This window comes from Halomonas sp. BDJS001 (assembly GCF_026104355.1).
In the GTDB taxonomy this organism is placed as follows: domain Bacteria; phylum Pseudomonadota; class Gammaproteobacteria; order Pseudomonadales; family Halomonadaceae; genus Vreelandella.
The window spans coordinates 331887-355598 of sequence record NZ_CP110535.1; the positions used below are offsets into that span (position 1 = coordinate 331887).

24 protein-coding genes and 1 other RNA gene are annotated in these 23712 nt (G+C 55.6%); 18 read left to right on the forward strand and 7 right to left on the reverse strand.

Features of this window, described 5'->3' with window-relative positions; translation table 11 throughout:
• The first annotated feature begins 156 nt into the window (after positions 1–156).
• Together OM794_RS01745 and OM794_RS01750 are read left to right on the forward strand one after the other, a co-directional pair.
• On the forward strand, positions 157–870 hold the full coding sequence (locus OM794_RS01745; protein WP_226250316.1) for a metal-binding protein ZinT: 714 nt from the start codon (positions 157–159) through the stop codon (positions 868–870).
• A gap of 282 nt (positions 871–1152) precedes the next feature.
• On the forward strand, positions 1153–1746 hold the full coding sequence (locus tag OM794_RS01750) for a hypothetical protein (protein WP_226250317.1): 594 nt from the start codon (positions 1153–1155) through the stop codon (positions 1744–1746).
• A 31-nt stretch (positions 1747–1777) separates the two neighbouring features.
• Here the strand turns inward: OM794_RS01750 and OM794_RS01755 are convergent, their stop codons facing one another.
• Positions 1778–2593, reverse strand: a complete 816-nt coding sequence (locus tag OM794_RS01755) for a helix-turn-helix transcriptional regulator (RefSeq protein WP_226250318.1) — start codon at positions 2591–2593, stop codon at positions 1778–1780.
• Between the two features lie 250 nt (positions 2594–2843).
• Between OM794_RS01755 and OM794_RS01760 the strand changes: the two genes are divergently transcribed.
• The 3 genes from OM794_RS01760 (at position 2844) to OM794_RS01770 (ending at position 6159) form a co-directional block, all read left to right on the forward strand.
• Positions 2844–4220, forward strand: coding sequence for an APC family permease (locus tag OM794_RS01760; protein ID WP_226250319.1), 1377 nt, complete (start codon positions 2844–2846; stop codon positions 4218–4220).
• Between the two features lie 13 nt (positions 4221–4233).
• A complete protein-coding gene (locus OM794_RS01765) occupies positions 4234–5121 on the forward strand; it encodes a carbon-nitrogen hydrolase family protein (RefSeq protein ID WP_226250320.1) in 888 nt (295 codons plus the stop codon).
• Between the two features lie 189 nt (positions 5122–5310).
• Positions 5311–6159: a sulfurtransferase gene (locus OM794_RS01770; protein WP_226250321.1), complete on the forward strand. Its 849-nt coding sequence runs from the start codon at positions 5311–5313 to the stop codon at positions 6157–6159.
• Positions 6160–6383: 224 nt separating this feature from the next.
• Here the strand turns inward: OM794_RS01770 and OM794_RS01775 are convergent, their stop codons facing one another.
• Positions 6384–7271, reverse strand: coding sequence for a LysR family transcriptional regulator (locus OM794_RS01775; protein ID WP_226250322.1), 888 nt, complete (start codon positions 7269–7271; stop codon positions 6384–6386).
• Between the two features lie 95 nt (positions 7272–7366).
• Here OM794_RS01775 and OM794_RS01780 point away from each other — a divergent pair, with 95 nt between their 5' ends.
• The 3 genes from OM794_RS01780 to OM794_RS01785 are packed head-to-tail and all read left to right on the forward strand — an operon-like array spanning position 7367 to position 9419.
• Positions 7367–7963, forward strand: a complete 597-nt coding sequence (locus tag OM794_RS01780; protein WP_226250323.1) for an NAD(P)H-dependent oxidoreductase — start codon at positions 7367–7369, stop codon at positions 7961–7963.
• A 26-nt stretch (positions 7964–7989) separates the two neighbouring features.
• Positions 7990–8388 (forward strand): carotenoid oxygenase family protein, encoded by a 399-nt coding sequence (locus OM794_RS23295; RefSeq protein ID WP_413229692.1) that lies wholly within the window; start codon positions 7990–7992, stop codon positions 8386–8388.
• On the forward strand, positions 8283–9419 hold the full coding sequence (locus tag OM794_RS01785) for a carotenoid oxygenase family protein (RefSeq protein WP_265154224.1): 1137 nt from the start codon (positions 8283–8285) through the stop codon (positions 9417–9419). The genes OM794_RS23295 and OM794_RS01785 overlap by 106 nt, the downstream gene beginning before the upstream one ends.
• 150 nt (positions 9420–9569) lie before the next feature.
• Here the strand turns inward: OM794_RS01785 and ssrA are convergent.
• Positions 9570–9949, reverse strand: a transfer-messenger RNA (tmRNA) gene (gene ssrA / locus OM794_RS01790).
• A gap of 45 nt (positions 9950–9994) precedes the next feature.
• Entirely contained in the window at positions 9995–10486 is a 492-nt protein-coding gene (gene smpB / locus OM794_RS01795; RefSeq protein WP_087108742.1) for an SsrA-binding protein SmpB, read from the reverse strand.
• Positions 10487–10611: 125 nt separating this feature from the next.
• Here smpB and OM794_RS01800 point away from each other — a divergent pair, with 125 nt between their 5' ends.
• Positions 10612–11046: a type II toxin-antitoxin system RatA family toxin gene (locus tag OM794_RS01800; RefSeq protein WP_088702172.1), complete on the forward strand. Its 435-nt coding sequence runs from the start codon at positions 10612–10614 to the stop codon at positions 11044–11046.
• A complete protein-coding gene (locus OM794_RS01805) occupies positions 11036–11353 on the forward strand; it encodes an RnfH family protein (protein ID WP_226250324.1) in 318 nt (105 codons plus the stop codon). The genes OM794_RS01800 and OM794_RS01805 overlap by 11 nt, the downstream gene beginning before the upstream one ends.
• Here OM794_RS01805 and bamE read toward each other — a convergent pair.
• Positions 11350–11808 (reverse strand): outer membrane protein assembly factor BamE, encoded by a 459-nt coding sequence (gene bamE / locus OM794_RS01810; protein ID WP_226250325.1) that lies wholly within the window; start codon positions 11806–11808, stop codon positions 11350–11352. The two genes, OM794_RS01805 and bamE, sit on opposite strands and share 4 nt — an antisense overlap.
• A 72-nt stretch (positions 11809–11880) precedes the next feature.
• On the opposite strand from bamE, the gene fur reads away from it, so the two are divergent.
• The gene (fur, locus tag OM794_RS01815; RefSeq protein WP_007111850.1) at positions 11881–12333 is read left to right on the forward strand and encodes a ferric iron uptake transcriptional regulator; all 453 of its coding nucleotides are present in this window, start codon (positions 11881–11883) and stop codon (positions 12331–12333) included.
• 112 nt (positions 12334–12445) lie between these two features.
• Here the strand turns inward: fur and recN are convergent, their stop codons facing one another.
• Positions 12446–14119: a DNA repair protein RecN gene (gene recN, locus OM794_RS01820; RefSeq protein ID WP_226250326.1), complete on the reverse strand. Its 1674-nt coding sequence runs from the start codon at positions 14117–14119 to the stop codon at positions 12446–12448.
• A gap of 211 nt (positions 14120–14330) precedes the next feature.
• Here recN and grpE point away from each other — a divergent pair, with 211 nt between their 5' ends.
• The 6 genes from grpE to dapB all read left to right on the forward strand — a co-directional run bounded on the left by grpE (position 14331) and on the right by dapB (position 20648).
• A complete protein-coding gene (gene grpE / locus OM794_RS01825) occupies positions 14331–14972 on the forward strand; it encodes a nucleotide exchange factor GrpE (protein WP_226250327.1) in 642 nt (213 codons plus the stop codon).
• A gap of 158 nt (positions 14973–15130) precedes the next feature.
• Positions 15131–17065 carry a molecular chaperone DnaK gene (gene dnaK / locus OM794_RS01830; RefSeq protein WP_226250328.1) on the forward strand — a complete coding sequence of 645 codons (1935 nt, stop codon included), beginning with the start codon at positions 15131–15133 and terminating at the stop codon, positions 17063–17065.
• A gap of 164 nt (positions 17066–17229) precedes the next feature.
• Complete coding sequence (gene dnaJ, locus OM794_RS01835; protein WP_226250329.1) at positions 17230–18375, forward strand: molecular chaperone DnaJ; 1146 nt, start codon at positions 17230–17232, stop codon at positions 18373–18375.
• An 88-nt stretch (positions 18376–18463) separates the two neighbouring features.
• The gene (locus tag OM794_RS01840) at positions 18464–19363 is read left to right on the forward strand and encodes a DMT family transporter (RefSeq protein ID WP_226250330.1); all 900 of its coding nucleotides are present in this window, start codon (positions 18464–18466) and stop codon (positions 19361–19363) included.
• 116 nt (positions 19364–19479) lie between these two features.
• Entirely contained in the window at positions 19480–19761 is a 282-nt protein-coding gene (locus OM794_RS01845; RefSeq protein WP_226250331.1) for a DUF2218 domain-containing protein, read from the forward strand.
• A gap of 80 nt (positions 19762–19841) precedes the next feature.
• Positions 19842–20648, forward strand: a complete 807-nt coding sequence (gene dapB, locus OM794_RS01850; protein ID WP_226250332.1) for a 4-hydroxy-tetrahydrodipicolinate reductase — start codon at positions 19842–19844, stop codon at positions 20646–20648.
• Between the two features lie 52 nt (positions 20649–20700).
• On the opposite strand, the gene OM794_RS01855 is transcribed toward dapB, so the two are convergent.
• Positions 20701–22107, reverse strand: a complete 1407-nt coding sequence (locus OM794_RS01855) for a DNA cytosine methyltransferase (RefSeq protein ID WP_226250333.1) — start codon at positions 22105–22107, stop codon at positions 20701–20703.
• Positions 22108–22525: 418 nt separating this feature from the next.
• On the opposite strand from OM794_RS01855, the gene carA reads away from it, so the two are divergent.
• Positions 22526–23671: a glutamine-hydrolyzing carbamoyl-phosphate synthase small subunit gene (carA, locus tag OM794_RS01860; protein WP_226250367.1), complete on the forward strand. Its 1146-nt coding sequence runs from the start codon at positions 22526–22528 to the stop codon at positions 23669–23671.
• Positions 23672–23712 lie beyond the last annotated feature (41 nt).

The following is a 23712-nucleotide window of genomic DNA, read 5'->3' on the forward strand; positions in this document are numbered from 1 at the left end:
CGTTTGCGCCTGTTAAAAGTGTTTCCTCCCTTTAGACGTACCTTCTGTGTGCTGGAGTCAGGTTGAGGCAAGAATGGGTTTGATTGTTGTGATGTTATAATATACCTTTATGGCGAAGATGCATTACTTTGCAATCGGCAAAAGGAGAGATCGGATATGACAGCATTGCCACTTAAGGGCGCCAGCGTATTGGTACTGAGTGCTTTGATACTGACAGGCATTCAGAGCGTTAACGCCAGCGATCATGACCATGAGCATGATCACGACCATACTCATAACGACCACGACCACGACCACGACCACGACCACGACCACGACCACGACCACGACCACGATAGCGATATCTACTCAGGCTATTTTGATGATGATCAGGTTAAGGATCGTGCGCTTTCTGATTGGGAAGGCGATTGGCAGTCCGTTTATCCCTACCTGCAAGACGGCACCCTCGACGAAGTGTTTGCGCATAAAGCAGACAATGGTGACAAGACGGCTGAAGAGTACAAAGCGTACTACGACACCGGGTATCAAACGGATGTGGAGCGTATCGTCATTGACGGAAGCAGCGTCACCTTCTTTGAAAACGGCGAAGAGAGAACAGGCGAATACCAATACGATGGCTATGAAATTTTAACCTATCAAGCGGGGAATCGCGGCGTACGGTTTATTTTCGAGTTGGAAGGAGCATCCGACGATCTGCCCCAATATATCCAGTTTAGCGACCACAGTATCTATCCCACCGATGCTCATCACTACCATCTCTACTGGGGCGATGATCGCGAAGCCCTTTTAGACGAAGTTACCCACTGGCCGACATATTACCCATCGGCGCTGAGCGGTGAGGAGATTGTTGAAGAAATGGTAGCGCATTAAGCTGCATCGGTTGATACGAATACACCTTCAAATACTTTCGTGTCACTTTTAATAACAAAAGCAAAGCGCTGGCCAGGTGCCGACGCTTTGCTTTCTCACCACCTCCAGTGCTGAACCCCTCCTGCATGGCCTACTGGCGACACCGGATATAGGTGCGCCTATTGCTCCATTTCGGCAGATATGATTTTATTTCTAAATTAATTTAAGGTGGCGCCTGAAGCTCTCAACAGGGAGGGTTAAGAAGCTGCCCAATAATAAAGTGACGGAAATATAGGAGCGGGTATGGCCACCTATACGCTTTATGACAAAGATGGCAATGAACTTATCCACAACGATTTACAAAAAAAACAAGAGTGGTGTAAAGACGGAGAGCGTCTGGAAACGCGTTTCCTAGCGCTGTATGGTAAAAAATTGGGCTTGAGGCTCAATGAAGAAAAGTTACGTGACCCAACAGTACCCGATTTTATTCATACTGAATCAGGCAGGTACGTCGACCTTAAAAGCCAAACGACACCGTTTTTCCAATCACACAAGTACGGCGTTGATCCTCAGTACGCAGTAACGTTAAATAAAATCGATGTGGATAGGTACTATCAGTTATATCCCGGCATCATCGTTCTTTACCATGTGAACTGGATAGCGGTAAAAATGGTAAGTGGTTATGGGAAAACAGCGGAAGTAAAAGCAATGGAAGGAATTTGGGCGGCCACTATCAATAAAATAAAAGCCATGTGTACGCCTGAAAATCTTCATGCGTATTTACAGCGCACTAACGACAAACAGGGTAATGCCCGAGATAGCTATGTGCTGAACCTAAAGCACGATCACTTCAAAGTTATTGAGGATGATAAGCAGAATCTAAAGTGGCTCAATTGAGCTGCTAGATAATAGCAGCAACGGCCATAGCTCATTTATGTCCTGTTAACTGTGCGAACAGCGGCATCAGTAGCGCGAAAAGTTCCGCTTGGGACGAAATGCAGCACTTGGCGTAGAGCTGGCGGCGGAAGACCTTAACCGTCTGGAGGCTGACGTTTAAGTGAAGGCTGATGGATAGGGATGAGTGGCCTCTTAGAATAAACAGAGCCACTTCCGCTTGACGTGGACTCAGCCGAATGTCGTGTTGTTGAACCAATGCCTCCCTTAGGCGTTCCTCTAGCGGCGCTGGAGCCGCTTTAATCACACCTTCAAAGCGGTAATCTTGCCAGTGCTTTTTCAGTAGAGTGCTGAGTGTAGCCTCATACTGTTGCAGCGACTCAAGTTGACGCCTATTGAAGGGCCTTCCACTTGATCGATCTCTAACAAAACAAGCGGTTAGCGTAATATCCGTGTTGATGTTGGCGAACACCGCCACCTCGTCTAGCAGCGTGGTCTGCTGGTAGTAATTCTTATAGTAATGCGTGCGTCGAAAGTGATCGGGTGCTATGTCCCTCAATCGACGTATGCCCTGCACACCACCTCTGAGGTGCTCGCGGTAAAACGGATCCAGCAGGTAATCTCCCCCTAGATATTGGCTATCCATGGGTAGATAAACGACAGGGTCAGTGTATTCCCGATAGAGCACAGCTGGCCGCTGTTCGCCGTGATAGGCGATGATGATCAAGTTATCGAATGCCGCTAGGTGTTTCACCAAGCCGGAGAAATGTTGCGGCAATGCAGGGGTTGCCAACGCCATGAGGGTATTGGCCAGTACTTCGTCAATTTCGCTATGCGTCACCCATTTCACATCTGCAGACCCATACCACGCTGGGGTTATATACGATCCGATGAGCTGCCAATACCGTTCTAGATAGGTCGGCTACTAAGCCTCTCAGTCTAGCTGGACAGCTGCAACGCCAGCAACTGAGGGTATTAGCCGATCATTAACGGTAGCAAGCTGGTCTAGCTCCGGCGGCTGGCTTGATCAACCACCTCTTCGTTTTGTGCCGGCTCAGCGATTGTCCGCTGTCGGTTGCAGCGTTTCCTGGAGATGGATCATGACGGATAACAATATCAAATTGGAAAGAACCCTATCCCTTAAAGCGGTGGTGCTGTTTGGCCTCGCCTATATGACGCCATTGATCGTGCTAGGCACCTTCGGGGTAATTGCCAGCACTAGCAATGGCGCCGTACCCACCGCTTATCTTATTACCACCGCTGCTATGCTCTTCACGGCCTACAGCTACGGCATTATGGCGCGCACCTATCCGGTAGCCGGGTCTGCCTACACCTACGCACGCAGAGCCATCGATTCGCGCGTTGGCTTTATGGTGGGGTGGAGCGTGCTGCTGGACTATTTCTTTCTGCCGATGGTGATATGGTTGATCGGCGCTGCTTATCTGAACGCGCGTTTTCCGGAAGTACCGAGCTGGATATTCTTGCTCGGCTTCATCGGGATCACCACCTTTTTGAATATCTATGGCATCAAGCTTGCGTCCAAAGTGAACTCGTTGCTGATGGTCTTCCAAATACTGGTGATCGCGTTCTTCGTACTGCTTTCAATTCGTCACGTATTTGCGACTGGTGGCACTGATTCGCTTTTTAGCCTGGGGCCGTTCTTGGGTGAAGAGGCTGGTTTCACCGCGATTGCCGCGGGCGCAGCGGTGGCCGCATACTCTTTCCTTGGCTTTGACGCCGTCACCACACTGACCGAAGAAACCATCGATCCAAAGCGCAATATCCCCAAGGCCATTATGCTTACCGCTCTGATCGGCGGCGGTATCTACGTGCTAGTGGGTTACACAACGCAGCTGGTGCATCCTGGCAGCAACTTCGTAAATTCCGATTCAGCCGCCTTCGAAATTGCCACGACCATCGGTGCAGATCTCTTTGGCGCTATCTTTTTGGCCGGTATGGTGCTCGCTCAGTTCACGTCTGGCCTGGCCGCCCAAGCAAGCGCCTCTCGGCTGCTGTTTGCCATGGGGCGGGACGCAGTATTGCCGCCGAAGCTGTTCGGTGGGCTGCACGCGCGCTTTCATACGCCGGTATTCAACATCGTGTTAACGGGCGCCATTGGCATTATTGCTTTGTTTCTTGATGTGTTATCGGCTGCCTCGTTTATCAACTTCGGCGCCTTCATCGCCTTCACGATGGTTAACCTGTCAGTGATCTTTCTGGTGAGCAAAGACGCCGATGCAAAGCGCCAGTATGGTGTGATTCGAGGGATGTTAGTGCCGCTCATCGGTGCCCTGGTCAACCTTTGGCTGATGAGTAAGCTGGATATCAACGCCTTTATTCTTGGGCTGATCTGGCTTTCCATTGGCCTCGCCCAGCTGGCTTATCTGACTCGTTTCTTCCGTCGCGAGCCGCCGGAAGTGGCCTTTGATGACTCAGAGTCCGAGTCAGCGCCCGCTTCGGCAAAAGCAACCCTGTAAACGGAGATCTACCATGTCCAGAAATTTGCCTGTCCTTGTGGTGCAGGAAGCCTCGCGGCCGCACGGCATTGACTCCGAACTGCTGGACTTCGAGGCCGAGCTGGCGGTACATCTGAGCGACTTCGGGGCTGATTTTGAACCGCCAAGGATGGTGGTTTATCCGGAGCTCTATTTATGCGGCGCCACGGGTACGCCTCAGCAGCGCAAGGAGCAACTGGAAGCCGCGGCTGAACCAATTGATGGCCCCCGTCACCAGCACTTATCACGTATCGCCCGCAACCTGGGGGTATGGCTGCTGCCCGGCACAGTATGCGAGCGGGGAGAGGACGGGCATCTGTACAACACCGCACCGGTGTATTCGCCCGAAGGTGAGCGAGTGGCTGCCTACCGTAAGTGTTTCCCCTGGCGACCTTACGAGCCCTATCAACCGGGAGATCGCTTTGAAGTGTTCGAGGTGCCGGGCATAGGCCGGGTCGGCCTGGCCATCTGCTACGACATCTGGTTTCCCGAGACGGTGCGCCAGCTCGCTTGGCTGGGGGCGGAAGTGATCATCAACCAAGTGGCCACCACTACCTGCGACCGCGCTCAAGAGCAAATCCTTGTGCAAGCCAATGCTATTTTCAACCAGGTGTATATGGTCAGCGCTAATTCAGCCGCGCCTGCGGGGGAGGGTCAGAGTTTAATCGTCGATCCCGAAGGCCGCATCCGCGCGCGGATGTCCGGAGCGACTTCGGGCATTCTCACCGATGTACTCAACATTGATGAGGTCGAGCGTGTGCGTACCTTCGGGACTGCGGGCTTGAACCGAATGTGGTCTCAATTCCGGGAGGACGACCCGGTGCTGGAATTACCCATGTACGAAGGGCGCATTGATCCTCGTAAGTGGAGTAAAAAGCGTTAATCAGCCTACCACCATCACTGGAGAAAAAGGCGATATGGACTCGGCTCCCGCACCTGATCCAATCGGCATGCCCGGTGCTCTGCAGCTCGTCGATCAGCATACTGCGGATTACGCGATCCGCGTCAACTTGCTGGTCTCGCCCGTCCGCGATCATGTACTGTTGCATGTCGACCTAGACTGGAGAACGCCATGCCTTCCCCCCTCGTGACCACCGACTGGCTGCAGGACAATCTGGATAACGAACATTTGGTGCTGATCGACGCTAGTATGGCCAATGTCGTTGGCAAGGAGCCGATCGTTTATGACCGTCCGATGTTGATCCCGGGAAGTTTCCGGATCGACCTGGAAGGAGCACTTTGCGATACCGGGGCTCCCCAAGCTCACGCCTTCCCGACGGAAGAGCAGTTCACGGCGGAGGCCCGTAGATTGGGCATCCAGCCCGAGAGCTTGGTGGTGTTGTACGACGATCAGGGTATCTACTCGGCACCACGAGCCTGGTGGATTATGCGGGCTATGGGCCTCAAACAGGTGTTTGTTCTAGATGGCGGCCTGCCGCAGTGGTTGGCAGAAGGGCGGGACATCGATTCTGCTTCGGTGGCAGATGCGGCCAAGCATGGCAGCGTGGTTGGCAAGCTCGACCACACCCTGGTTCGAGATTCTGCCTACGTTTTCCAGCATCTGGAGGACGAGCGAGTAACGGTCATCGATGCGCGATCACAGGCACGTTTCCTGGCGCAAGCGCCAGAACCCAGGCCTAGTGTGCGCGGTGGTCACATCCCCAATTCCCTCAACCTGCCGTTTACAGAGGTGCTGGAGGGTCATCGGTTCAAGCCAGCCAGCCAGCTGGCGTCAACGTTTGCCCACCTCGCTCCCTCCCTTCAGCCCAGCAACGGTCACCAACTGGTGTTTTCCTGTGGTTCCGGCATCACCGCCTGCATCATCCTACTGGCAGCCGAGCTGGCCGGGTATACTCAGCTGTCGCTGTATGACGGTTCCTGGGCCGACTGGGGCAGCAGTGACTCATTGCCGGTGGCGTAGCGGACATCATCTCGCTACAAGAGGAATTGGCAGTTCCTAACAATCACAGGCACGGCGACGTCTACTCTATTGCGGCTTCGTCCCCGTACAAGGTCACCGCTAAGCTCAGCGCTAGGCGCTTTCTGGTCGACGTAGTAGCCTCATGTCAGCTACAGAAATCGCTATAACCACTGTGGTCTGGAACATTCTCTCCCAGATTGCGGGTTGGGTATCGCCTGGTGGCATCACTGAAGCAGTTCGATAAGAATATCAGCAACGTGTCGAACGACAGGATCCTTCTCATGGCGCAGATGCCATGCCAAGTGCAGGGTAAAGCCGGGTACCTGCACCGGGGGCGGTAGAGAGATCAGGGCTGTGAAGTCAGCTACGACACGGGAAGGCAGCATGGCGATCATATCGGATCCCTGCAGCAGCGCAGGCACCATCTGGAAGTTTGGTACCACCGCACCAACCCGACGTGAGCTGCCTAGCCTGGCCAGCTCCGTATCCAGCGACGTCCGTGTTTCACCGCGCCCGGAGACGATGATGTGCGAGTATTTCAGCCAGGTATTCAGGTTGAAATCGGCGGCGGCAGGGTGTCCGGCGCGCATGGCGACGACATAGTGTTCAACGAACACTTCTTCACGATGCAATTTTTCCTCGACAGATGGGAAAACGGAGATGGCGAGGTCTGTCGAACCGTCGATGAGTGCCTGGCGTGCGGCCTCGGCGCCATGCCAGGGCTGGATCACTATATCGACGCCAGGAGCTGAGCGCTGCAGTTCCTGCTGCAAGGGCGCGGTTACGAACACCGCCGGATAGTCTGCCATGGCGACCCGCACTTTTTTGCGTATTTCAGCCAGCGGCACCTTGGGTGGGTCAACAAGATTCACCACCTCCGCAAGTAGCGATTTCAGCGGCGCACGCAGCGCCTCGGCCTTTGGGGTTAGGCGCATTGTACCGCGGCCGCGCTCCAGCAACTCATCACGGAAGAGATAACGGCAGCGCTGCAGTGCGGCGGAGGCGGCAGGCTGTGACATACCCAGCTTATCGGCAGCATGACTGACGTGCGCCTCATCCAGAAGCGCATCAAGGACAACGAGCAGGTTGAGGTCGAGAGAGCGAAGATTCATGAAACAAATAATAGAACATATTATTAATCGATTGGAGTAATTTTTGTCGTGGGTGCATCGTTTCCCTGCAGTTACCTAAAGGAGGCGAGACCCCCATGACTAAGACGCTTATTCTTCTGTTCCACCCCGATCTTGCGCACTCGAAGGCCAATGCTGCGCTAGCTGCGGCAGCGGCCAAGCTACCCGCCGTGGAGCTCGTCGATATGCAAGCCATCTATCCCCGTGGCATCGATCTATCCAAAGACGGCGAGCGCGAGGCCCGGCGGCTGCTTGAATGCGACCGTATCGTGCTGCAGTTCCCCATCCAGTGGTACTCCACGCCTCCGCTGCTGAAAGCCTGGCAGGATGCCGTGCTGACGAGGATGTTCTACATCGCCTACGAGTCTGAAGGGCGTATGTTGGAAGGCAAGCCGCTCATGGTGGCCGCAACGGCTGGCAATATACCAGACGCCTACCGTCCCGGCGGGCGCAACATGTTCACAATGAATGCGCTTCTCGCCCCGCTGCAGGCCACTGCGCATCGCTGTGGCCTGCCCTGGGCCGAGCCTTTTGTTCTCTATCAGGCCAACAAGCTGTCAGCGGAAGCGCTTGATGCCGCTGCGATCGAGTATGCCGCCACACTCAAGCGCTGGATCGTAAGCAGTACAGCGCTCGGGGTGAAAGCGCTTGAGCCAAGGAGAGCAGCTCAATGACTTACAGCAGACGCGATATACTGCGTATGGCAAGCGGCCTCGCGGCAAGCACATTCGCAACCTCCATCCTGAGCTTCGAAGCGTTAGCCAAGAGTGGCAGCAGCCCCGGCCCCGTTCCAGGCTTTCTCGACGGGCATTTCCGCCCCGTTAACAGGGAGACGACGGCCTTTGACCTGCCGGTACGCGGCGCCATCCCGCCCACTTTGTCAGGGCGCTACTTCCGCAATGGTCATAACCCGAAGGACGGCATCAATCCAGGCGCCTGGTTCTATGGTTCAGGCATGATCCACGGGTTACGCATCTCGGGCGGGCGCGCTGAGTGGTACCGCAATCGCTGGGTCAAAACGCAGCGCTGGAGGGGGAGCCGCTGTTTGTCGATCACGAGACGATCAACCTCCATGCGAGTGCAGCCGGTACCAGCGTGATCGCCCATGCGGGGCGTATTCTGGCCCTTCAAGAGGTCAACTTACCCTTCGAGATCACGCCTGAACTGGAAACGATCGGCGCCTACGATTTTGGCGGTGCTTTAAAGACTATGATGACTGCCCATCCCAAGATCTGCCCCCGCACAGGCGAGATGCTGTTCTTCGGCAATTCGCCTCTCCCGCCGTACTTGACCTACCACGTGGCGGATGCCTCGGGGCGGCTGGTACATAGCGAGGTGATTGAAGGGCCAAATGGTTCTGTCATTCATGACTTCGCCATCACTGAGAACTATGTGATTTGGTTCGACCCCAACGTCGCGCTTGATCTACATTCCGAGCTTGCTTTTCCCTATACGTGGCAGAGGGAGTACCGCGGCCGGATAGGCGTTATGCCGCGTGACCGCAGCAAAGGGGGAGTGCAATGGATCGACGTTGATCCCTATTACATGCTGCACTTCTCCAATGCCTGGGAAGACGCAGATGGCCTCCTTGTGGTCGAGGGGCCGTTCTTTGACGAAGCCGCTTGGGGGAAAGCCTCAGCCTTTATCAATGGTACCGCGCCTCAGGGAGCCGCGCCTGTCAGTGGGGCTAAGCGCAGCCGTTGGACAATCGATCTGCAACAAGGAGCGGCGAGTGTTGGGCTGCTCGATGACCTTACGATTGAATTTCCTATGATTCATCCTGGCTTCACAGGGCGGCAAAACCGCTTCGCTTATGCGGTGGTTTTCCCTGACGCGGCGCGCGCCGGTTACGGTATCGTCAAATATGACATGGAGTACGATCGGCGCTGGGTGCTTGACCTTCCTGTAGGTGTGTATGCGGGTGAGCCCTGCTTCGTTCCCGACCCACAGGGTCGTGGCGAAGATGACGGATGGTTATTAACCTATGTCACTGACCTGCGTAGTAACGTAGCGGAGCTGTGGATCCTGGACGCAATACAGATCGGCGCGGGCCCTGTCGCTGCGATCGAACTGCCTGCCTGGGTGCCCGCCGGTGTGCATGGAGCGTGGATTGGCGATAATGAGGTCTAGTCTTGGCAACTTATGGGCTGGGATCACTAGACCAAAGTCAGTCCGTTTTTCGGAGAGTCAATATATCCTCTAAAAAGCGTGCTTGGTTAGCCCTTTTCAACCCACAGGCACAAAAAAAGCACCTGAAGGTGCTTGATTTGTAGGGGTGTCTGGTGGAGGCGGCGGGAATTGAACCCGCGTCCGCCAGCACGCGCCTATTGGCTCTACATGCTTAGATTCCGTCATTTAGTTTAGCGCGACTGACTCCGACGGTCAGGATTCAGCCACGCGAGTCTTCTAAAGTTTAGCGCTTGGCGAGAAGACACCACCAAACGCGATCCTATCAGCTTTAGCTCGTATCCCCTCAGCGATGAATAGGCACATCACCTTGGGGCCAGACAAGAAGCTAACAGTGTTTAAGCTGCTAGCGCGCCTTGAGCGTAGTTTTCGTCATTTGCGACTATTTTTCGTGATGTGGGATTTACGAGATACATCACGCTCTCGGCATGCACCGCAAGGGTTGTCACCGGCGTCGAAACCATGTCGCCCCCTTATTTCAGGTGAGCATTCTAACGTGCTCACATCTGATTGACCAGTTATGCCTTATTATGTTCCCGCATAATTCGACCTTTTTGACGGCTCCAGTCACGATCTTTTTCGGTCGCGCGTTTGTCATGCAGCTGTTTACCGGTCACCAGTGCCAGTTCGCACTTCACTTTATTGCGCTTCCAGTAGAGCTTAAGGGGCACGCAGGTGTGGCCCTTGTCCTGGGTGATCGAAAAGATTTTGGCGATCTCTTTACGATGCAGCAGCAGTTTGCGGGTGCGGGTCGGGTCAGCAATCTCGTGGGTGCTGGCCGTATTGAGCGGCATGATATGACTACCTAGCAGGAACGCTTCGCCGTTACGAACCAGAATGTAGGTATCGGTGAGCTGAGCTTTGCCCGCGCGCAGGCTTTTCACTTCCCAGCCTGCCAGCGCCAGGCCCGCTTCGAAGGTTTCGTCGATGTGGTACTCAAACCGTGCCTTCTTGTTCTGGGCAATAACGCTGCTACCTGGGCCCTTACTGTTACCTTTCTTAGTGGCCATGGAACCTCATAATTAATCTGTCAGTGGCTTCCCCTTCGTTATTTGGGGAGGCGTGATACCATTTAGGGTCTGAAAAATGTTTCCCATGATACGCTTTGGGCACTGTGAAGTCAGCGGAGAGGTCAATGCCAACCGTCAATCGTTCCGCCTTAGTGCGGCACACCCCCCAGAAAATGTTCGACCTGGTCAACGACTTCGAACGCTACCCGGAATTTTTGCCAGGTTGCCGTCAGGCGCGTCTGCTTGAGCATGATGATGTGCATCTGATCGGCGAAATGACCCTGGGTCGCGCCGGTGTCGAACAAACCATTACCACGCGCAACGAACTTTTTGCGCCGGAACGTATTGAGCTGTCGCTGGTAAAAGGGCCTTTTAAACGGCTAAAAGGTCGCTGGCTATTTATCCCCATGGGAGAGGACGCCTGCAAAGTGAGCCTTGAGATGGAGTTTGAGTTCGCCAACCGGTTGCTTGGTATGGCGTTCGGAAAACTCTTTCAGCAAATCGCTGGCCAGCTAGTCGATGCTTTCACCAAGCGCGCAAACGAGCTGTATGGGCGCTGAAGCGCTTACAGTTGAGGTCGCCTTTGCGTTGCCTTTTAAACAGCGCATAGTGGCGCTACGCGTCCCTGAGGGCACTACCGCACGACAGGCTGTTGCCTTGGCCGATTTGCCCAAGCATTTTCCTGAGGTGCCCGGCGATACGTTTGCTGAAGCACCGCTAGGCATCTTCGGTAAAGCGATCCGCGAACCTGATACCCATCTATTACGCGACGGGGATCGGGTCGAAATCTACCGCCCGTTAGCGATCGACCCCAAGGCCGCTCGCCTGGAACGCGCTAAGCGCCAAGCGAGCGACCCGAAGCGTTAAGGCTGTTGAACAGGCTGCGTGCCCTCGGGCGGTCGCGTCTGGGTGCTCTCTTCAGGGAGCGCATCCATTGGGTCAACCCCTTCCGTTGCAGGCCCCATGCCGCTCTCACCTTCAAGTGGCAGTGGTTTGGATAGATCGCCTTCTTGCTCAATGTTCGCTAGGCGCCCCTGGCGGTCAAAGGTGAGTGTTACGCGTCGCTGCTCTACATCGCCATACGCCTTATCTAAACGAAATACATAATCCCACTGGCTGGCGTCAAAGGGCGCTTCCAGCAGCGGTCTGCCCATCACATAAGTCACCTGCTCTTGGGTCATGCCTGGCTGAAGCTGGCTAACCATCTCCTGGGTGACCAGGTTGCCTTGGGGGATATCGCGCTTGTACACGCCTACGTAGCTACAGCCGCTAATGACAGTAAGGGCAACGGAGAGCGTGATGATTTGAGTCAATTTTTGCATTTGGGCCTATTCTTCACTATCGTGGTTTCGGTTGATCATACCCGACCTAACCAGTTACTGCGAAGAGCGACCATGGCCGATCAGAACCATGAATTGCGCAAAGCCGGTCTGAAAGTGACCCTGCCGCGCGTCAAGATACTTCAAATTCTCGAAAATGTTTCGGGTCAGCACCACCTTAGCGCGGAAGAAGTGTACAAAACACTGATTGACGCGGGCGAAGATGTTGGCTTGGCAACCGTATACCGCGTATTGACTCAGTTCGAGTCGGCGGGTTTGGTCATTCGTCATAATTTTGACGGAGGACATGCGGTATTCGAGATGACCCAAGAGGATCACCATGACCACATGGTGTGCCTTGAAAGCGGTGAAATCATTGAATTTGTTGATGAGATCATCGAGCGACGTCAGCAAGAAATTGCTGAAGAGCACGGCTACGAACTAGTGGATCATGCCCTGGTGTTATATGTGCGCCCGCGCGGTTCCGACGTAACGCGCCAGGACAGTGGGCCGACGAACAAGAAATAACGTTCTCAGGTCGCTGCTAGTCGAAAACGCTAGTCGCTGTTTGAAATGTAAGCGCCCCTCATCTACTGGGCCGAATTCGCTTAGTGCATTCGGCCAGTGGGTTAGGGGCGTTTCAATGTGGCGGGCGCTGACTAGCGTGGAGCATCTCGCGCGCATGGGCGAGGGTTTGGTCAGAAAGCTTCACACCCCCTAGCATGCGCGCCAGTTCGCTGATGCGTCCTTGCTCATCAAGTAGTGCCATCTGAGTTAGCGTAGTGTCGCGCTTCGCCTGTTTCGCGATATGCAGATGCTGGTGGGCCTGTGCCGCCACCTGAGGCAGGTGTGTCACGGTCATGACCTGACCGTTTTCGCCCAGTTTGCGCAGCAGTTGGCCAACGATCTCTGCGGTGGCGCCCGAGATACCCACATCTACTTCGTCAAATACCAGGCTGGGCACCGTTGAGTGGGTCGCTGCGACGACTTGAATGGCCAGACTGATCCGCGACAATTCGCCGCCGGAGGCGACCTTGGTCAATGGGCGCGCGGGCTGGCCAGGGTTGGCGCTAATCAAAAACTGCACGCGGTCAAGGCCTTCAGGGGAGGGGGCGTCCTTGGCAGTGACCTCCACTTCAAAACGAGCTTTGCCCATGGCCAAGAAGCCCAACTGCTGCTGCACCTCTTTGCCCAAGCGAAGCGCGGCTTTTTGACGGCTCTCGGTGAGTTTTTTTGCCTCTTGGCGGTACGCTTCACGTAACTCGACGACCCGTGCACTAAGGGCCTCCAGGTCATTGCCACCCTCTTCGAGCTGAGCGACTTCACGCTGCAGATCCGCATGCAGGGCGTATAGCTCTTCAGGAGCAATGTGATGCTTGCGGGCGATGCGATGGACGTCACTCATGCGCTCTTCCACCCAGGCGAGCCGTTCAGGGTCTAATTCGGTAGTGCTGGCGAGGCGGTTGAGTTCGCTGGCAGCCTCTTCCACTTGAATGCGCGCATCGCTCAGCATGGCCAGAGTATTGGCCAGGGTGCCTTTATCACTGCCTGGCAGCGCGCTTAGGTGGGCGAACGCTTGATTGAGCAAAGAGAGTGCGCCGCCCTCGTCGCTGGCGCAGCAGTCGGCGGCAAACTGGGTTTCGCGTAGGGTCTCCTCCGCATGCGCCAGGCTGTGCTGCTCTTCCTCTAACGTGGCTAGCTCACCCTCCGCTAAACCGAGCTGATCCAGCTCCTCTACCTGGTAGCGCAGCAGCTGCCGTTTGGCCTCTACTTCACTGCCCTCTTCACTCAGCTTCTTCAACTGACGGCGCGCATTGCGCCACTCGCGGAAGGTATCGGCTAATTGAGCGGTGGCACCGCTTAAGCCTGCATAATCGTCTAACAGGGCGAGATGGGTCTCTTCGCGCATCAGCGCGTGATGGGCATGCTGGCCATGAATCTGAATCAGCTGCTCGCCGAGAGATTTGAGGTCGGAGATCGTCGCGGGTTGGCCGTTGATCCACGCCTTGGAGCGGCCATTGGCGGTGACCACGCGGCGCAGCAAGCACTCCTCTGTCGGCAGTTCCCGGGCCGTTAGCCACTCGACGGCGGCGGGCAGGTGCTGAATGTCAAAACGTGCGGAGAGATCGGTACGCTCGCGGCCATGGCGCACGCTGCCAGCGTCGGCGCGCTCGCCCAGGCAAAGCCCAAGGGCGCCTAATAGAATCGACTTGCCCGCCCCGGTTTCTCCGGTAATCGCGGTCATGCCGCCGGACAAGTCGAGTTCCAGGTGATCGACAATGGCGAAATCTTGAATAGCTAGCTGAGTAAGCATGGCGCCTCCCGAGGCGGTTCAGCACAGAAGCTGGATACTTATCCAATAGTTGTTGATTTATACAGTAGTTAATAACTCACTTCAATGCACCTCTTGAGATGGAATTTATGGCCCCCATATAGCGTGCATAGATAGTTAAAGCGAGTGATTTTGAAGCTTACTTCTTCGCGCGCCGCCAGCATGGCCGCGCCCTACTTTTTAGGAGCAAAACATGGCGAAAGAACCGCAAACTCCGTTGGATGACGAACTCACACGCCACGAGCATGAAGCCGAGGGCGCTGAACAAGCGGCTGAGAAAGTGGCGGAAGAGCGCTTGATGGAAGGCGAGCTGGAAGGGCTGATCAATGACGAAGAGCCGCTGGAAGGCAGTTCCGATAACCCTGAAGCGGAAATGCTGGCTGCCCAGGTAGAGGAGTTAGAGCAGAGCTTGGCCGACGCCAAAGACCAAGCCCTGCGCGCCGCCGCTGAAGCGCAAAACGTGCGCCGCCGTGCCGAGCAGGAAGCGGAAAAGGCGCGCAAGTTTGCCCTGGAGAAGTTCGTTAAAGAGCTGCTTCCCGTGGTGGATAGCTTGGAAAAGGCTCTTGAAACCATGGAAGAGGGGGCATCGGAAGTTCACCGCGAAGGTGTCTCCATGACCTTGAAAATGCAGCTGGATGTGCTCAATAAGTTCGGCGTTGAAAGCATTGAGCCACACGGTGAACCCTTCGACCCGCAGGTACACGAAGCCATGACCATGGTGCCTAACCCGGATCTCGATCCGAACACCGTGATGGATGTTATGCAGAAAGGCTATTTGCTCAATGGCCGCCTGGTGCGTCCGGCGATGGTCGTCGTCAGCAAAAAAGCCGATTAAGCCACTGGCGGCACAGAGTGTGAAATAAGAGTGTGAAAAAAAGCCCTTGAAATGTCAGCGGCGGCCCCCAAATAAAGGGCAACCCCGCGGGGAAGCCCGCAGACAAGCTTTAAAGACTAAATTTTCAGTTTTGTAACAACCGAATTCGAGGTATTGCTATGGGACGTATAATTGGTATCGACCTGGGCACCACTAACTCTTGTGTGGCCGTGCTCGATGGTGACAGCGCTAAAGTTATCGAAAACGCCGAAGGCGGCCGTACGACGCCGTCTATCATCGCTTATACCGATGATGGTGAAACGCTGGTTGGTCAGGCGGCTAAGCGCCAAGCTGTGACTAACCCAGAAAACACTCTGTACGCCATCAAGCGTCTAATTGGCCGTCGCTTTAAAGACGACGTCGTCCAGAAAGACATCAAGATGGTGCCGTACAAAATCAGCGAGGCTGACAACGGTGACGCTTGGGTTGAAGTAAAAGGTAAAAAAATGGCACCGCCGCAGGTAAGCGCGGAAGTGCTGAAGAAAATGAAGAAGACCGCCGAAGACTACCTGGGCGAAGCGGTCACCGAAGCGGTCATTACCGTACCGGCCTACTTCAATGACAGCCAGCGTCAGGCAACCAAAGATGCTGGCCGCATTGCCGGTCTGGATGTTAAGCGCATCATCAACGAGCCGACCGCTGCTGCACTGGCTTACGGTATGGACAAAACCCGTGGCGACAAAACCATCGCGGTTTACGACCTGGGTGGCGGTACCTTCGATATCTCGATTATCGAAATTGCTGACGTTGACGGCGAAACCCAGTTTGAAGTGTTGGCCACCAACGGTGACACCTTCCTGGGCGGTGAAGACTTCGACCTGGCGCTGATCAACTACCTGGTTGACCAGTTTAAGTCTGATAGCGGCATTGACCTGTCCGGCGACAATCTGGCCATGCAGCGTCTCAAAGAAGCTGCTGAGAAAGCCAAGATTGAGCTCTCAAGTGCCCAGCAGACCGATGTGAACCTGCCGTACATCACCGCTGACAACACTGGCCCGAAACACCTTAACGTTAAGGTGACCCGTGCCAAGCTGGAGTCGCTGGTAGAAGAGCTGGTTCAGCGCTCGCTTGAGCCGTGCAAAATGGCACTGAAAGACGCTGGCCTGTCTGCTTCTGAGATCGACGAGGTGATCCTGGTCGGTGGTCAGACGCGTATGCCGATGGTGCAGAAGAAAGCGGCTGACTTCTTCGGTAAAGAAGCACGCAAAGACGTTAACCCGGACGAAGCCGTGGCTGTGGGTGCTGCGATTCAGGGTGGCGTACTTGGCGGTGACGTTAAAGACGTGCTGCTGCTCGACGTTACCCCGCTTACCCTGGGTATTGAAACCCTGGGTGGCGTGATGACGCCGCTGATCGACAAGAACACCACCATCCCGACCAAGAAGACCCAAACCTTCTCAACTGCGGATGACAACCAGACGGCCGTGACCATTCACGTCGTCCAGGGTGAGCGCAAGCAGGTTGCGCAGAACAAATCGCTGGGTCGTTTTGACCTTGCCGATATTCCGCCTGCACCGCGCGGTGTGCCGCAGATCGAAGTCGCCTTTGACCTGGATGCCAACGGTATTCTGAACGTATCGGCAAAAGATAAGGCGACGGGTAAAGAGCAGTCCATCATTATCAAGGCCTCAAGCGGTCTGTCGGACGAAGAGATCGAACAGATGGTTCGCGACGCGGAAGCCCACGCGGAAGAGGACAAAAAGTTCGAGGCTTTGGTACAGCTGCGTAACCAAGCCGATGGCATGATTCACGCCACACGCAAAACGTTGGAAGAGGCTGGTGATAAAGCCACTGACGACGAGAAGCAGGCGATTGAAACTGCCATCAGCGAGCTGGAAGAGGCCGTTAAAACAGACGACCAGGATGACATCCAGAAGAAGTTGGATGCATTGACCGAAGCCTCTGGCAAGCTTGCCCAGAAAATGTACGCCGAGCAGGCAGAAGCAGCGCAGCAAGAGGGCGGTGAAGGTGCCGAGAATGCCGGTGCCAAGCCTGAAGAAGATGTGGTTGACGCCGAGTACGAAGAAGTCAACGACGATCAGAAAAAGCAGTAACATCCTCTTTCTGCCAAGGAACGCGGTAACGCGGGAGCTTACTCCCGCGTTGCTGTTTCCGGGATAAAGACGCACGTAATTAGGTATTTAGCTAAGTACGTAGCTAAATGTGTATGTCGCTAAAGTGCAGTTGAGTGCGTAGCTAACCAGGAGGCGTAGGGCCCATGTCCAAACGCGATTATTACGAAGTCCTGGGTGTCGAAAAAGGGGCCGATCAGAAAGAGATCAAGAAGGCCTATCGCCGTCTGGCGCAAAAATTCCACCCTGATCGAAACCCGGACGATAAAACCTCTGCGGAAAAATTCCGCGAAGTGTCCGAAGCGTATGAAGTGCTTAGTGACGGCGAAAAGCGCGCTGCCTATGACCAGTTCGGCCATGCAGGCGTTGATGGCCAAGGTGGTGGCGGTGGCTTCGGCGGCGCAGGCGCTGGCGATTTCAGCGACATTTTTGGCGATGTGTTTGGCGATATTTTTGGCGGAGGTGGTGGTCGCCGCCGTGGGCCCAATGCCCCGGCACGTGGCTCCGACCTGCGCTATAACCTAGAACTGGATCTAGAGAACGCCGTTTCAGGCACCACGGTGGATATTCGCGTGCCGCGGCATATCGAGTGTGACCGCTGCGATGGCGGTGGCGCCGAGCCAGGCTCCTCGAAAGAGACCTGCCCGACCTGTCACGGCCACGGCCAAGTGCGTATGCAGCAGGGCTTTTTCGCCGTGCAGCAAACTTGCCCGACCTGTCATGGCTCTGGCCAGCACATCAAAGTGCCCTGCCATAAGTGTAATGGCGAAGGTCGCGTACGCGAGACGCGCACGCTGTCCGTTAAGATTCCGCCTGGCGTCGATACCGGTGATCGTATTCGCCTGAATGGCGAAGGCGAAAGCGGCGTGAACGGTGGTCCGCCAGGGGATCTGTATGTGCAGGTGGCCATTAAGCCGCACCACATTTTCCAGCGTGACGGTAAGCACCTGCAGTGCGAAGTGCCAATCAACTTTGTCGACGCAGCGCTAGGCGGCGAACTTGAAGTGCCGACGCTCGACGGCCGCGTGAAGCTGAAGATTCCGCCGGAAACCCAGACCGGCAAGCTGTTCCGCCTGCGCGGTAAAGGCGTGAAACCTGTACGCGGTGGTATGCCCGGCGACCTGCTGTGCAAAGTGGTCGTGGAAACCCCCGTCAAGCTTAACGACGAGCAGCGCGACCTACTGCGCCAGCTCCAGAAGAGCTTCGACGACAGCAACAGCCACAACCACTCGCCGAAGAAAACCGGCTTCTTCGACAGCGTGAAGAGCTTCTTTGAAGATATGAAGCCGTAAAGCTGTAATAATGGTAAGCAGTTAGTTGTTTTGTTCAAAAACCCTCGGTTCGCCGGGGGTTTTTGCTATTTAGGGGATGCGGCGCGCGATGGATAACCTTCAGGATAAGCCCATAAAGGGAATTGGGTTGCGGATACTGTCAGGTGCCCTGTTTACCGGCATGCTGGTGTGTATTAAAGCCGTCAGTGACGAAGTGCCAGTGGGGCAGTCGATATTTTTTCGTTCGCTGTTTGCCCTCTTCCCGATCGTCATCTTTTTAATGCTCCGCCAGGAGTTTCCCAAAGCGTTGGCTACCCGCCGACCACTGGGTCATTTATTGCGCTCTGGATTGGGCGCGGCGGCGATGTTCTTCTCGTTTTCTGCCGTGGCGTTCTTGCCGGTGGCTGAGGCGACGCTGTTGATTCAGCTGGCGCCAGTGTTAATGGCGATAGGTGGCGTGCTGCTTCTGGGCGAAAAGTTCTCCTTCTATCGTGCTGGCGCTGTTGTGCTGGCCCTTGCGGGTATGGCTGTGCTGGTGTTCCCTGGGCTTAACTCAAGCGAAAGCGATGGGCGGCTGCTGGGGTATGTGCTGGGGACGCTTGGGGCGCTATTGACCGCCGGAGCGCTGCTGACCGTTCGGCGTATCTCACGCACCGAAACCGCCGGTTCTATAGCCTTCTACTTTATCGTAGTGGCAGCGCTAGCCGGGCTGGCAACGCTGCCGCTGGGTTGGGCCTCGCTTAATCACACCCAGTTTGCGCTTTTGGTGCTTTCGGGTTTGTTTGGCGGGGCGGGGCACATCGCCATGACGCTGGCGTTTCGCTATGCCGAAGTCTCTCGGCTGGCTCCCTTTGAGTATGTGGCGCTGGTCTGGCCTGTGATTGCCGATTGGGTGCTGTTTGGCATACCGGTCTCCAGTGGCTTCCTGCTCGCGCTACCGCTTATGTTGTCAGGGGTGGCACTTGCGGCGATGGAGGGGCGACGGCTTAAATGGCTATTTAGTCGATAAGCTGCAGCTGCGCGGAAACGTGCCGTTCCAGTCTATTGCCAATCGCTGCTTGGTGCTGGTCACTGCGGGCATTACGCTGGTAGGTATTTTATGAATGCTTTTCTGGAGGAGTCATCATGCCTTTATCTCGAGTTGAAATTGTCACGCCTTCCGCCGAGCGTTTGATCAATCGGCTCTGCAAGCACTGGGCGCATAAGCTGGAGGTCGAACAGAGCGACCAGCAAGCGACCATTACGTTTGCCACTGGCACCTGCGTCATGGTGGCTGAGGCCGATAAGTTAGTGGTCGCCCTGGAAACCCTCGAAGAGGAGCATTTGGACGAGCTGGAGGGGGTTGTCGAGCGCCACTTGGTGCGTATGGCCGGTGACGAAGAGCTGGCAATTGTTTGGGAGAACTAGACCATGGCTGGTCTGCTATAATCGCGCTGATTTTGAAAACACAAGTCTTACGCACCGAAACCGAGAGCGCAGGAGTTCGCATGACCCGAATTGCCATTGTAGGCGTGGCTGGCCGCATGGGCCGGACGTTGGTAAATGCTGTAGAGCAAGAGGCTGAGGCAACGCTAGCCGGTGGAATCGTGGAGCCAGGCAGCTCTTTGGCGGGCGCCGACATTGGCGAACTTGCCGGGATGGGGAAGCGTGGCGTTGTCGCGGTCGACTCCCTCGCGTCGATTGTCGATGACTTTGATGTGCTGATCGACTTCACCGCTCCCCAGGTCACGCTTGGTAACTTGGCGTTCTGCGCCGAGCACGGTAAGCGTATCGTGATTGGCACTACTGGCATGAGCGATGATGAGCTGGCCCAGCTTGATAGCTACCGCGATAAGGTGGCCATGGTGTTCGCGCCCAATATGAGCGTAGGGGTTAATTTAACCCTAAAACTGCTGGAAACCGCTGCTAAAGCGCTGGGTGATGAAGGCTATGACATTGAAGTGATCGAGTCCCACCACCGTCATAAGGTTGATGCGCCTTCCGGCACCGCGATCAAAATGGGCGAAGTCATTGCCGACAGTCTTGGTCGTAACCTAAAAGAGCACGGTGTGTTTGAACGAGTCGGGCAGTGCGGCCCGCGCAGCGATAAAGAGATCGGTTTTGCCACCGTGCGCGCGGGCGATATTGTCGGTGAGCACACGGTGATGTTTGCCACCGAAGGCGAGCGCATCGAAATCACCCATAAAGCCTCCAGCCGCATGACCTTTGCCAAAGGCGCAGTACGTGCCGCGCGCTGGGTCGCGGGCAAAGAGCGTGGCCGCTACGATATGCAGGATGTGTTGGAGCTGAGCTAGCGGGGCGATTGATAGCGCCCTAGCTTTTTAACCAGCAGGCTAAGGCGCTTCTTCAAAATAGGCTGGGCTGCCGTGCCTTTTGCTGCCGCTCGAAGGCGTGGCGCCACTCGTAGTGAGAGGTCTCCCGGTAGCGTGAGAACTTAAAATCCTCAGGCGGTGCCGTTGCGCTGTTGGCGAGCAGGTCTTTCACCAGCTTGCCGACCGCGTAACCTAAGCTGGCGGGAACCGCATTGCCCACCTGTTTATACTGTTGCACCAACGGCCCCGCCAATTGCCAGCTATCGGGAAACTCCTGGATGCGTTTGTACTCTTCTATGGATAAGGGGCGGTCTTCTTCTGGATGGGCCAGATCTGTCGCAGGCATGGCGGGGTGGGTCACCAGGGTGGGAGAGGGTTTATCCCAGCTTAGGCGCCTTAAAAAGCCGGTTTTGCCACCGCCGGAAAAAAAGGATTTACCCAATGCTTCTTGCTGCAAAGTGAGGGGCAACGCGCGCCAATTCTGCCCAGCTTTCAGCTGACGATAATACTTTAAGCGTTTTTCTGGAAAGTTAAGGTGGGTGTGGCTTTGTAGACCCGTGACCGCCTCTTTGAAGGTTTTCCACTTAGGTAACCCATGGCTGCCGTGCTCAGAGTGGGTTGGCTGCAAAAAGGGTGCTGCGCTGCCATCCCGTGAGCAGATGATGATGACTCTTTCACGGGTTTGCGGGGTGCCAAAGTTCGCCGAGTTATACAGATTAAAGCTGCATGAGTAACCGGCTTTCTGCAGTAGGCAGAGCACGAAATTAAGCGCTCCACCTTTCATCTCGTCCAGTGAGAGGTCGGGGAAGCCAGGGCCGCGCTGGCTATGGGGACGGTGATCCATCGGGCAGGAGAGTAGCCCGCGCACATTCTCAATGACCAGAAAGCGTGGCTGTAGCTCGATGGCGAGATCGATAAACTTTAGGAAGGCGTTGCCGCGATCATCGTTAAAGGCTTTTCGTTTGCCTGCGGTGCTAAACGCCTGGCAGGGCGGGCCGCCAACCATCAAGTCAATACTCGTTGCATCGAGCTGCGCCGCGGCTAAAATTTGTGCGGCTGTGTAATCATTGATGTCGCCGAGTAAGGCTGTATTGGGGCGATTGAGCAGAATCGTTTGACGGCAGTATTTGTCGAATTCGCAGGCCAGACGAATATCAAATCCTGCGGCTTCAATGCCTAAATCCAACCCCATGGCACCGGAAAAAAAGCTCAAGGCGACTGGCTTATCCATGTTGGCGGAAGTGTCAAAGTAGGCGGGGTGATCCTGTGCGATGCGCTGCTCGGCTTCCTGCTGATACCGTTGGACGCTTTCAGCATCGACCACCCAGGTGCTGCCGATTCTTTCTGCCCTTAGTGTCTGTTTCCGGCAAAGGGATCTAGCGTGCTGGGGGCTTACTCCAAGCATTAACGCGGCATCTTCGATGCTGATGTGGGTACTCACTCGTGTTTCCCTTGCGAAACCTTAGGCAGGTACCCATGTTCAACGTCTGACCAGTGAGTGTCAACATGCGCTTTAGGGGGTAGTCTTGGGGCGAGAATTCCTGTAACATTTCAAAAATTTTGGCCGGGTGGCCTGGAAATCCTAGACGGCGCGCTTGTTGCGTTGGCCAGCCCAAAGCCTGCCCCGAGCCCGCTAGCAGTTTTGATGGTTAGCGAGCGGCTCTGAAGGGCATCGAACAACAAGCGGGATGAAACCGATTCTTTTTATCGGCTTCGTCCCGCTTTTTTACGACCCCAGTTTTACTAGTGATAGATGTTATTGGCGATAGTTTTACGTCGTGGATAATCAAGAAATTGCTGAGCCTGCGCCCCACAGGCTCCCACCAGCATGGGAGGATCTTGTTTTGAATAACCCCGCATTGAGCAAACCCGCAATATTGGCCCTGGAAGATGGCAGCGTGTTCCACGGTATCGCCATTGGCGCGGACGGACTAACCAGTGGTGAGGTGGTGTTCAATACGGCCATGACCGGCTATCAAGAAATCCTCACCGACCCCTCCTACACCCGCCAAATCGTTACCCTCACCTATCCCCATATTGGCAATACCGGCATTAACGCTGAAGACATTGAGTCCGCTTCTATTGCCGCAGCTGGCTTGGTGATTCGCGATCTGCCACTTATGGCCAGCAGCTTCCGCTCTGAGCAGTCGCTGTCGGACTACCTGAAAAGCCAGAACGTGCTGGGCATTGCCGATATTGATACCCGCCGCCTAACGCGCATTTTGCGCGATAAGGGCGCTCAGAACGGGGCGATTCTGGCCGGTGCCGACGCTGAGGGCGATGATGCGGTGGCGCGGGCGCTGGAAGCCGCCAAGGCATTCCCAGGCCTGAAGGGCATGGATCTAGCCAAAGAGGTGTCATGTAAAGAGGCTTACCAGTGGTCGGAAGGTGAGTGGACGTTGGGTGAAGGCTACGCCGATGCGACTAAAAGCGAGCGCCCCTACCATGTGGTGGCGTACGACTATGGGGTGAAATTCAACATCCTGCGCATGCTGGCCGCTCGTGGCTGCCGCCTGACGGTGGTACCCGCACAAACACCTGCTGCTGAGGTGCTGGCGATGAACCCGGATGGCATCTTTTTAGCCAACGGCCCAGGAGACCCGGAGCCCTGTGATTACGCGATTAAAGCTATCCAGGAAGTACTGGAAACCGATATTCCGGTGTTTGGTATCTGCCTGGGCCACCAGCTGCTGGCGCTGGCTTCCGGTGCGAAGACAGTCAAGATGAGCCACGGCCACCACGGTGCCAATCACCCGGTACAGGATCTGGACACTGGCACGGTGATGATCACCAGCCAGAACCACGGCTTTGCGGCAGACGAAACGACCCTGCCTGCCAATCTGCGCGCAACGCACCGCTCGCTGTTCGACGGCACCTTGCAAGGGATTGAGCGCACTGACCGACCGGCGTTCAGCTTTCAGGGCCACCCGGAAGCGAGCCCAGGCCCGCGGGATGTGGCACCGCTGTTTGATCGCTTCGTCGCGATGATGCAGACCCGAAGCTAGCGCATTGCGCTGTCAGATCGCCTTATCGTCATTTTTTGTCG

Excerpts from the sequence above, each read along its gene's own strand:
- OM794_RS01750 (WP_226250317.1), top strand. The coding sequence starts at position 1,153 with ATGGCCACCTATACGCTTTATGACAAAGATGGCAATGAACTTATCCAC.
- OM794_RS01840 (WP_226250330.1), top strand. The coding sequence starts at position 18,464 with ATGGATAACCTTCAGGATAAGCCCATAAAGGGAATTGGGTTGCGGATA.
- OM794_RS01775 (WP_226250322.1), bottom strand. The coding sequence starts at position 7,271 with ATGAATCTTCGCTCTCTCGACCTCAACCTGCTCGTTGTCCTTGATGCG.
- dnaJ (WP_226250329.1), top strand. The coding sequence starts at position 17,230 with ATGTCCAAACGCGATTATTACGAAGTCCTGGGTGTCGAAAAAGGGGCC.
- bamE (WP_226250325.1), bottom strand. The coding sequence starts at position 11,808 with ATGCAAAAATTGACTCAAATCATCACGCTCTCCGTTGCCCTTACTGTC.
- OM794_RS01760 (WP_226250319.1), top strand. The coding sequence starts at position 2,844 with ATGACGGATAACAATATCAAATTGGAAAGAACCCTATCCCTTAAAGCG.
- recN (WP_226250326.1), bottom strand. The coding sequence starts at position 14,119 with ATGCTTACTCAGCTAGCTATTCAAGATTTCGCCATTGTCGATCACCTG.
- dapB (WP_226250332.1), top strand. The coding sequence starts at position 19,842 with ATGACCCGAATTGCCATTGTAGGCGTGGCTGGCCGCATGGGCCGGACG.
- OM794_RS01745 (WP_226250316.1), top strand. The coding sequence starts at position 157 with ATGACAGCATTGCCACTTAAGGGCGCCAGCGTATTGGTACTGAGTGCT.
- OM794_RS01805 (WP_226250324.1), top strand. The coding sequence starts at position 11,036 with ATGGGCGCTGAAGCGCTTACAGTTGAGGTCGCCTTTGCGTTGCCTTTT.
- OM794_RS23295 (WP_413229692.1), top strand. The coding sequence starts at position 7,990 with ATGGCAAGCGGCCTCGCGGCAAGCACATTCGCAACCTCCATCCTGAGC.
- OM794_RS01780 (WP_226250323.1), top strand. The coding sequence starts at position 7,367 with ATGACTAAGACGCTTATTCTTCTGTTCCACCCCGATCTTGCGCACTCG.
- smpB (WP_087108742.1), bottom strand. The coding sequence starts at position 10,486 with ATGGCCACTAAGAAAGGTAACAGTAAGGGCCCAGGTAGCAGCGTTATT.
- grpE (WP_226250327.1), top strand. The coding sequence starts at position 14,331 with ATGGCGAAAGAACCGCAAACTCCGTTGGATGACGAACTCACACGCCAC.
- fur (WP_007111850.1), top strand. The coding sequence starts at position 11,881 with ATGGCCGATCAGAACCATGAATTGCGCAAAGCCGGTCTGAAAGTGACC.
- dnaK (WP_226250328.1), top strand. The coding sequence starts at position 15,131 with ATGGGACGTATAATTGGTATCGACCTGGGCACCACTAACTCTTGTGTG.
- OM794_RS01770 (WP_226250321.1), top strand. The coding sequence starts at position 5,311 with ATGCCTTCCCCCCTCGTGACCACCGACTGGCTGCAGGACAATCTGGAT.
- OM794_RS01800 (WP_088702172.1), top strand. The coding sequence starts at position 10,612 with ATGCCAACCGTCAATCGTTCCGCCTTAGTGCGGCACACCCCCCAGAAA.
- OM794_RS01845 (WP_226250331.1), top strand. The coding sequence starts at position 19,480 with ATGCCTTTATCTCGAGTTGAAATTGTCACGCCTTCCGCCGAGCGTTTG.
- OM794_RS01765 (WP_226250320.1), top strand. The coding sequence starts at position 4,234 with ATGTCCAGAAATTTGCCTGTCCTTGTGGTGCAGGAAGCCTCGCGGCCG.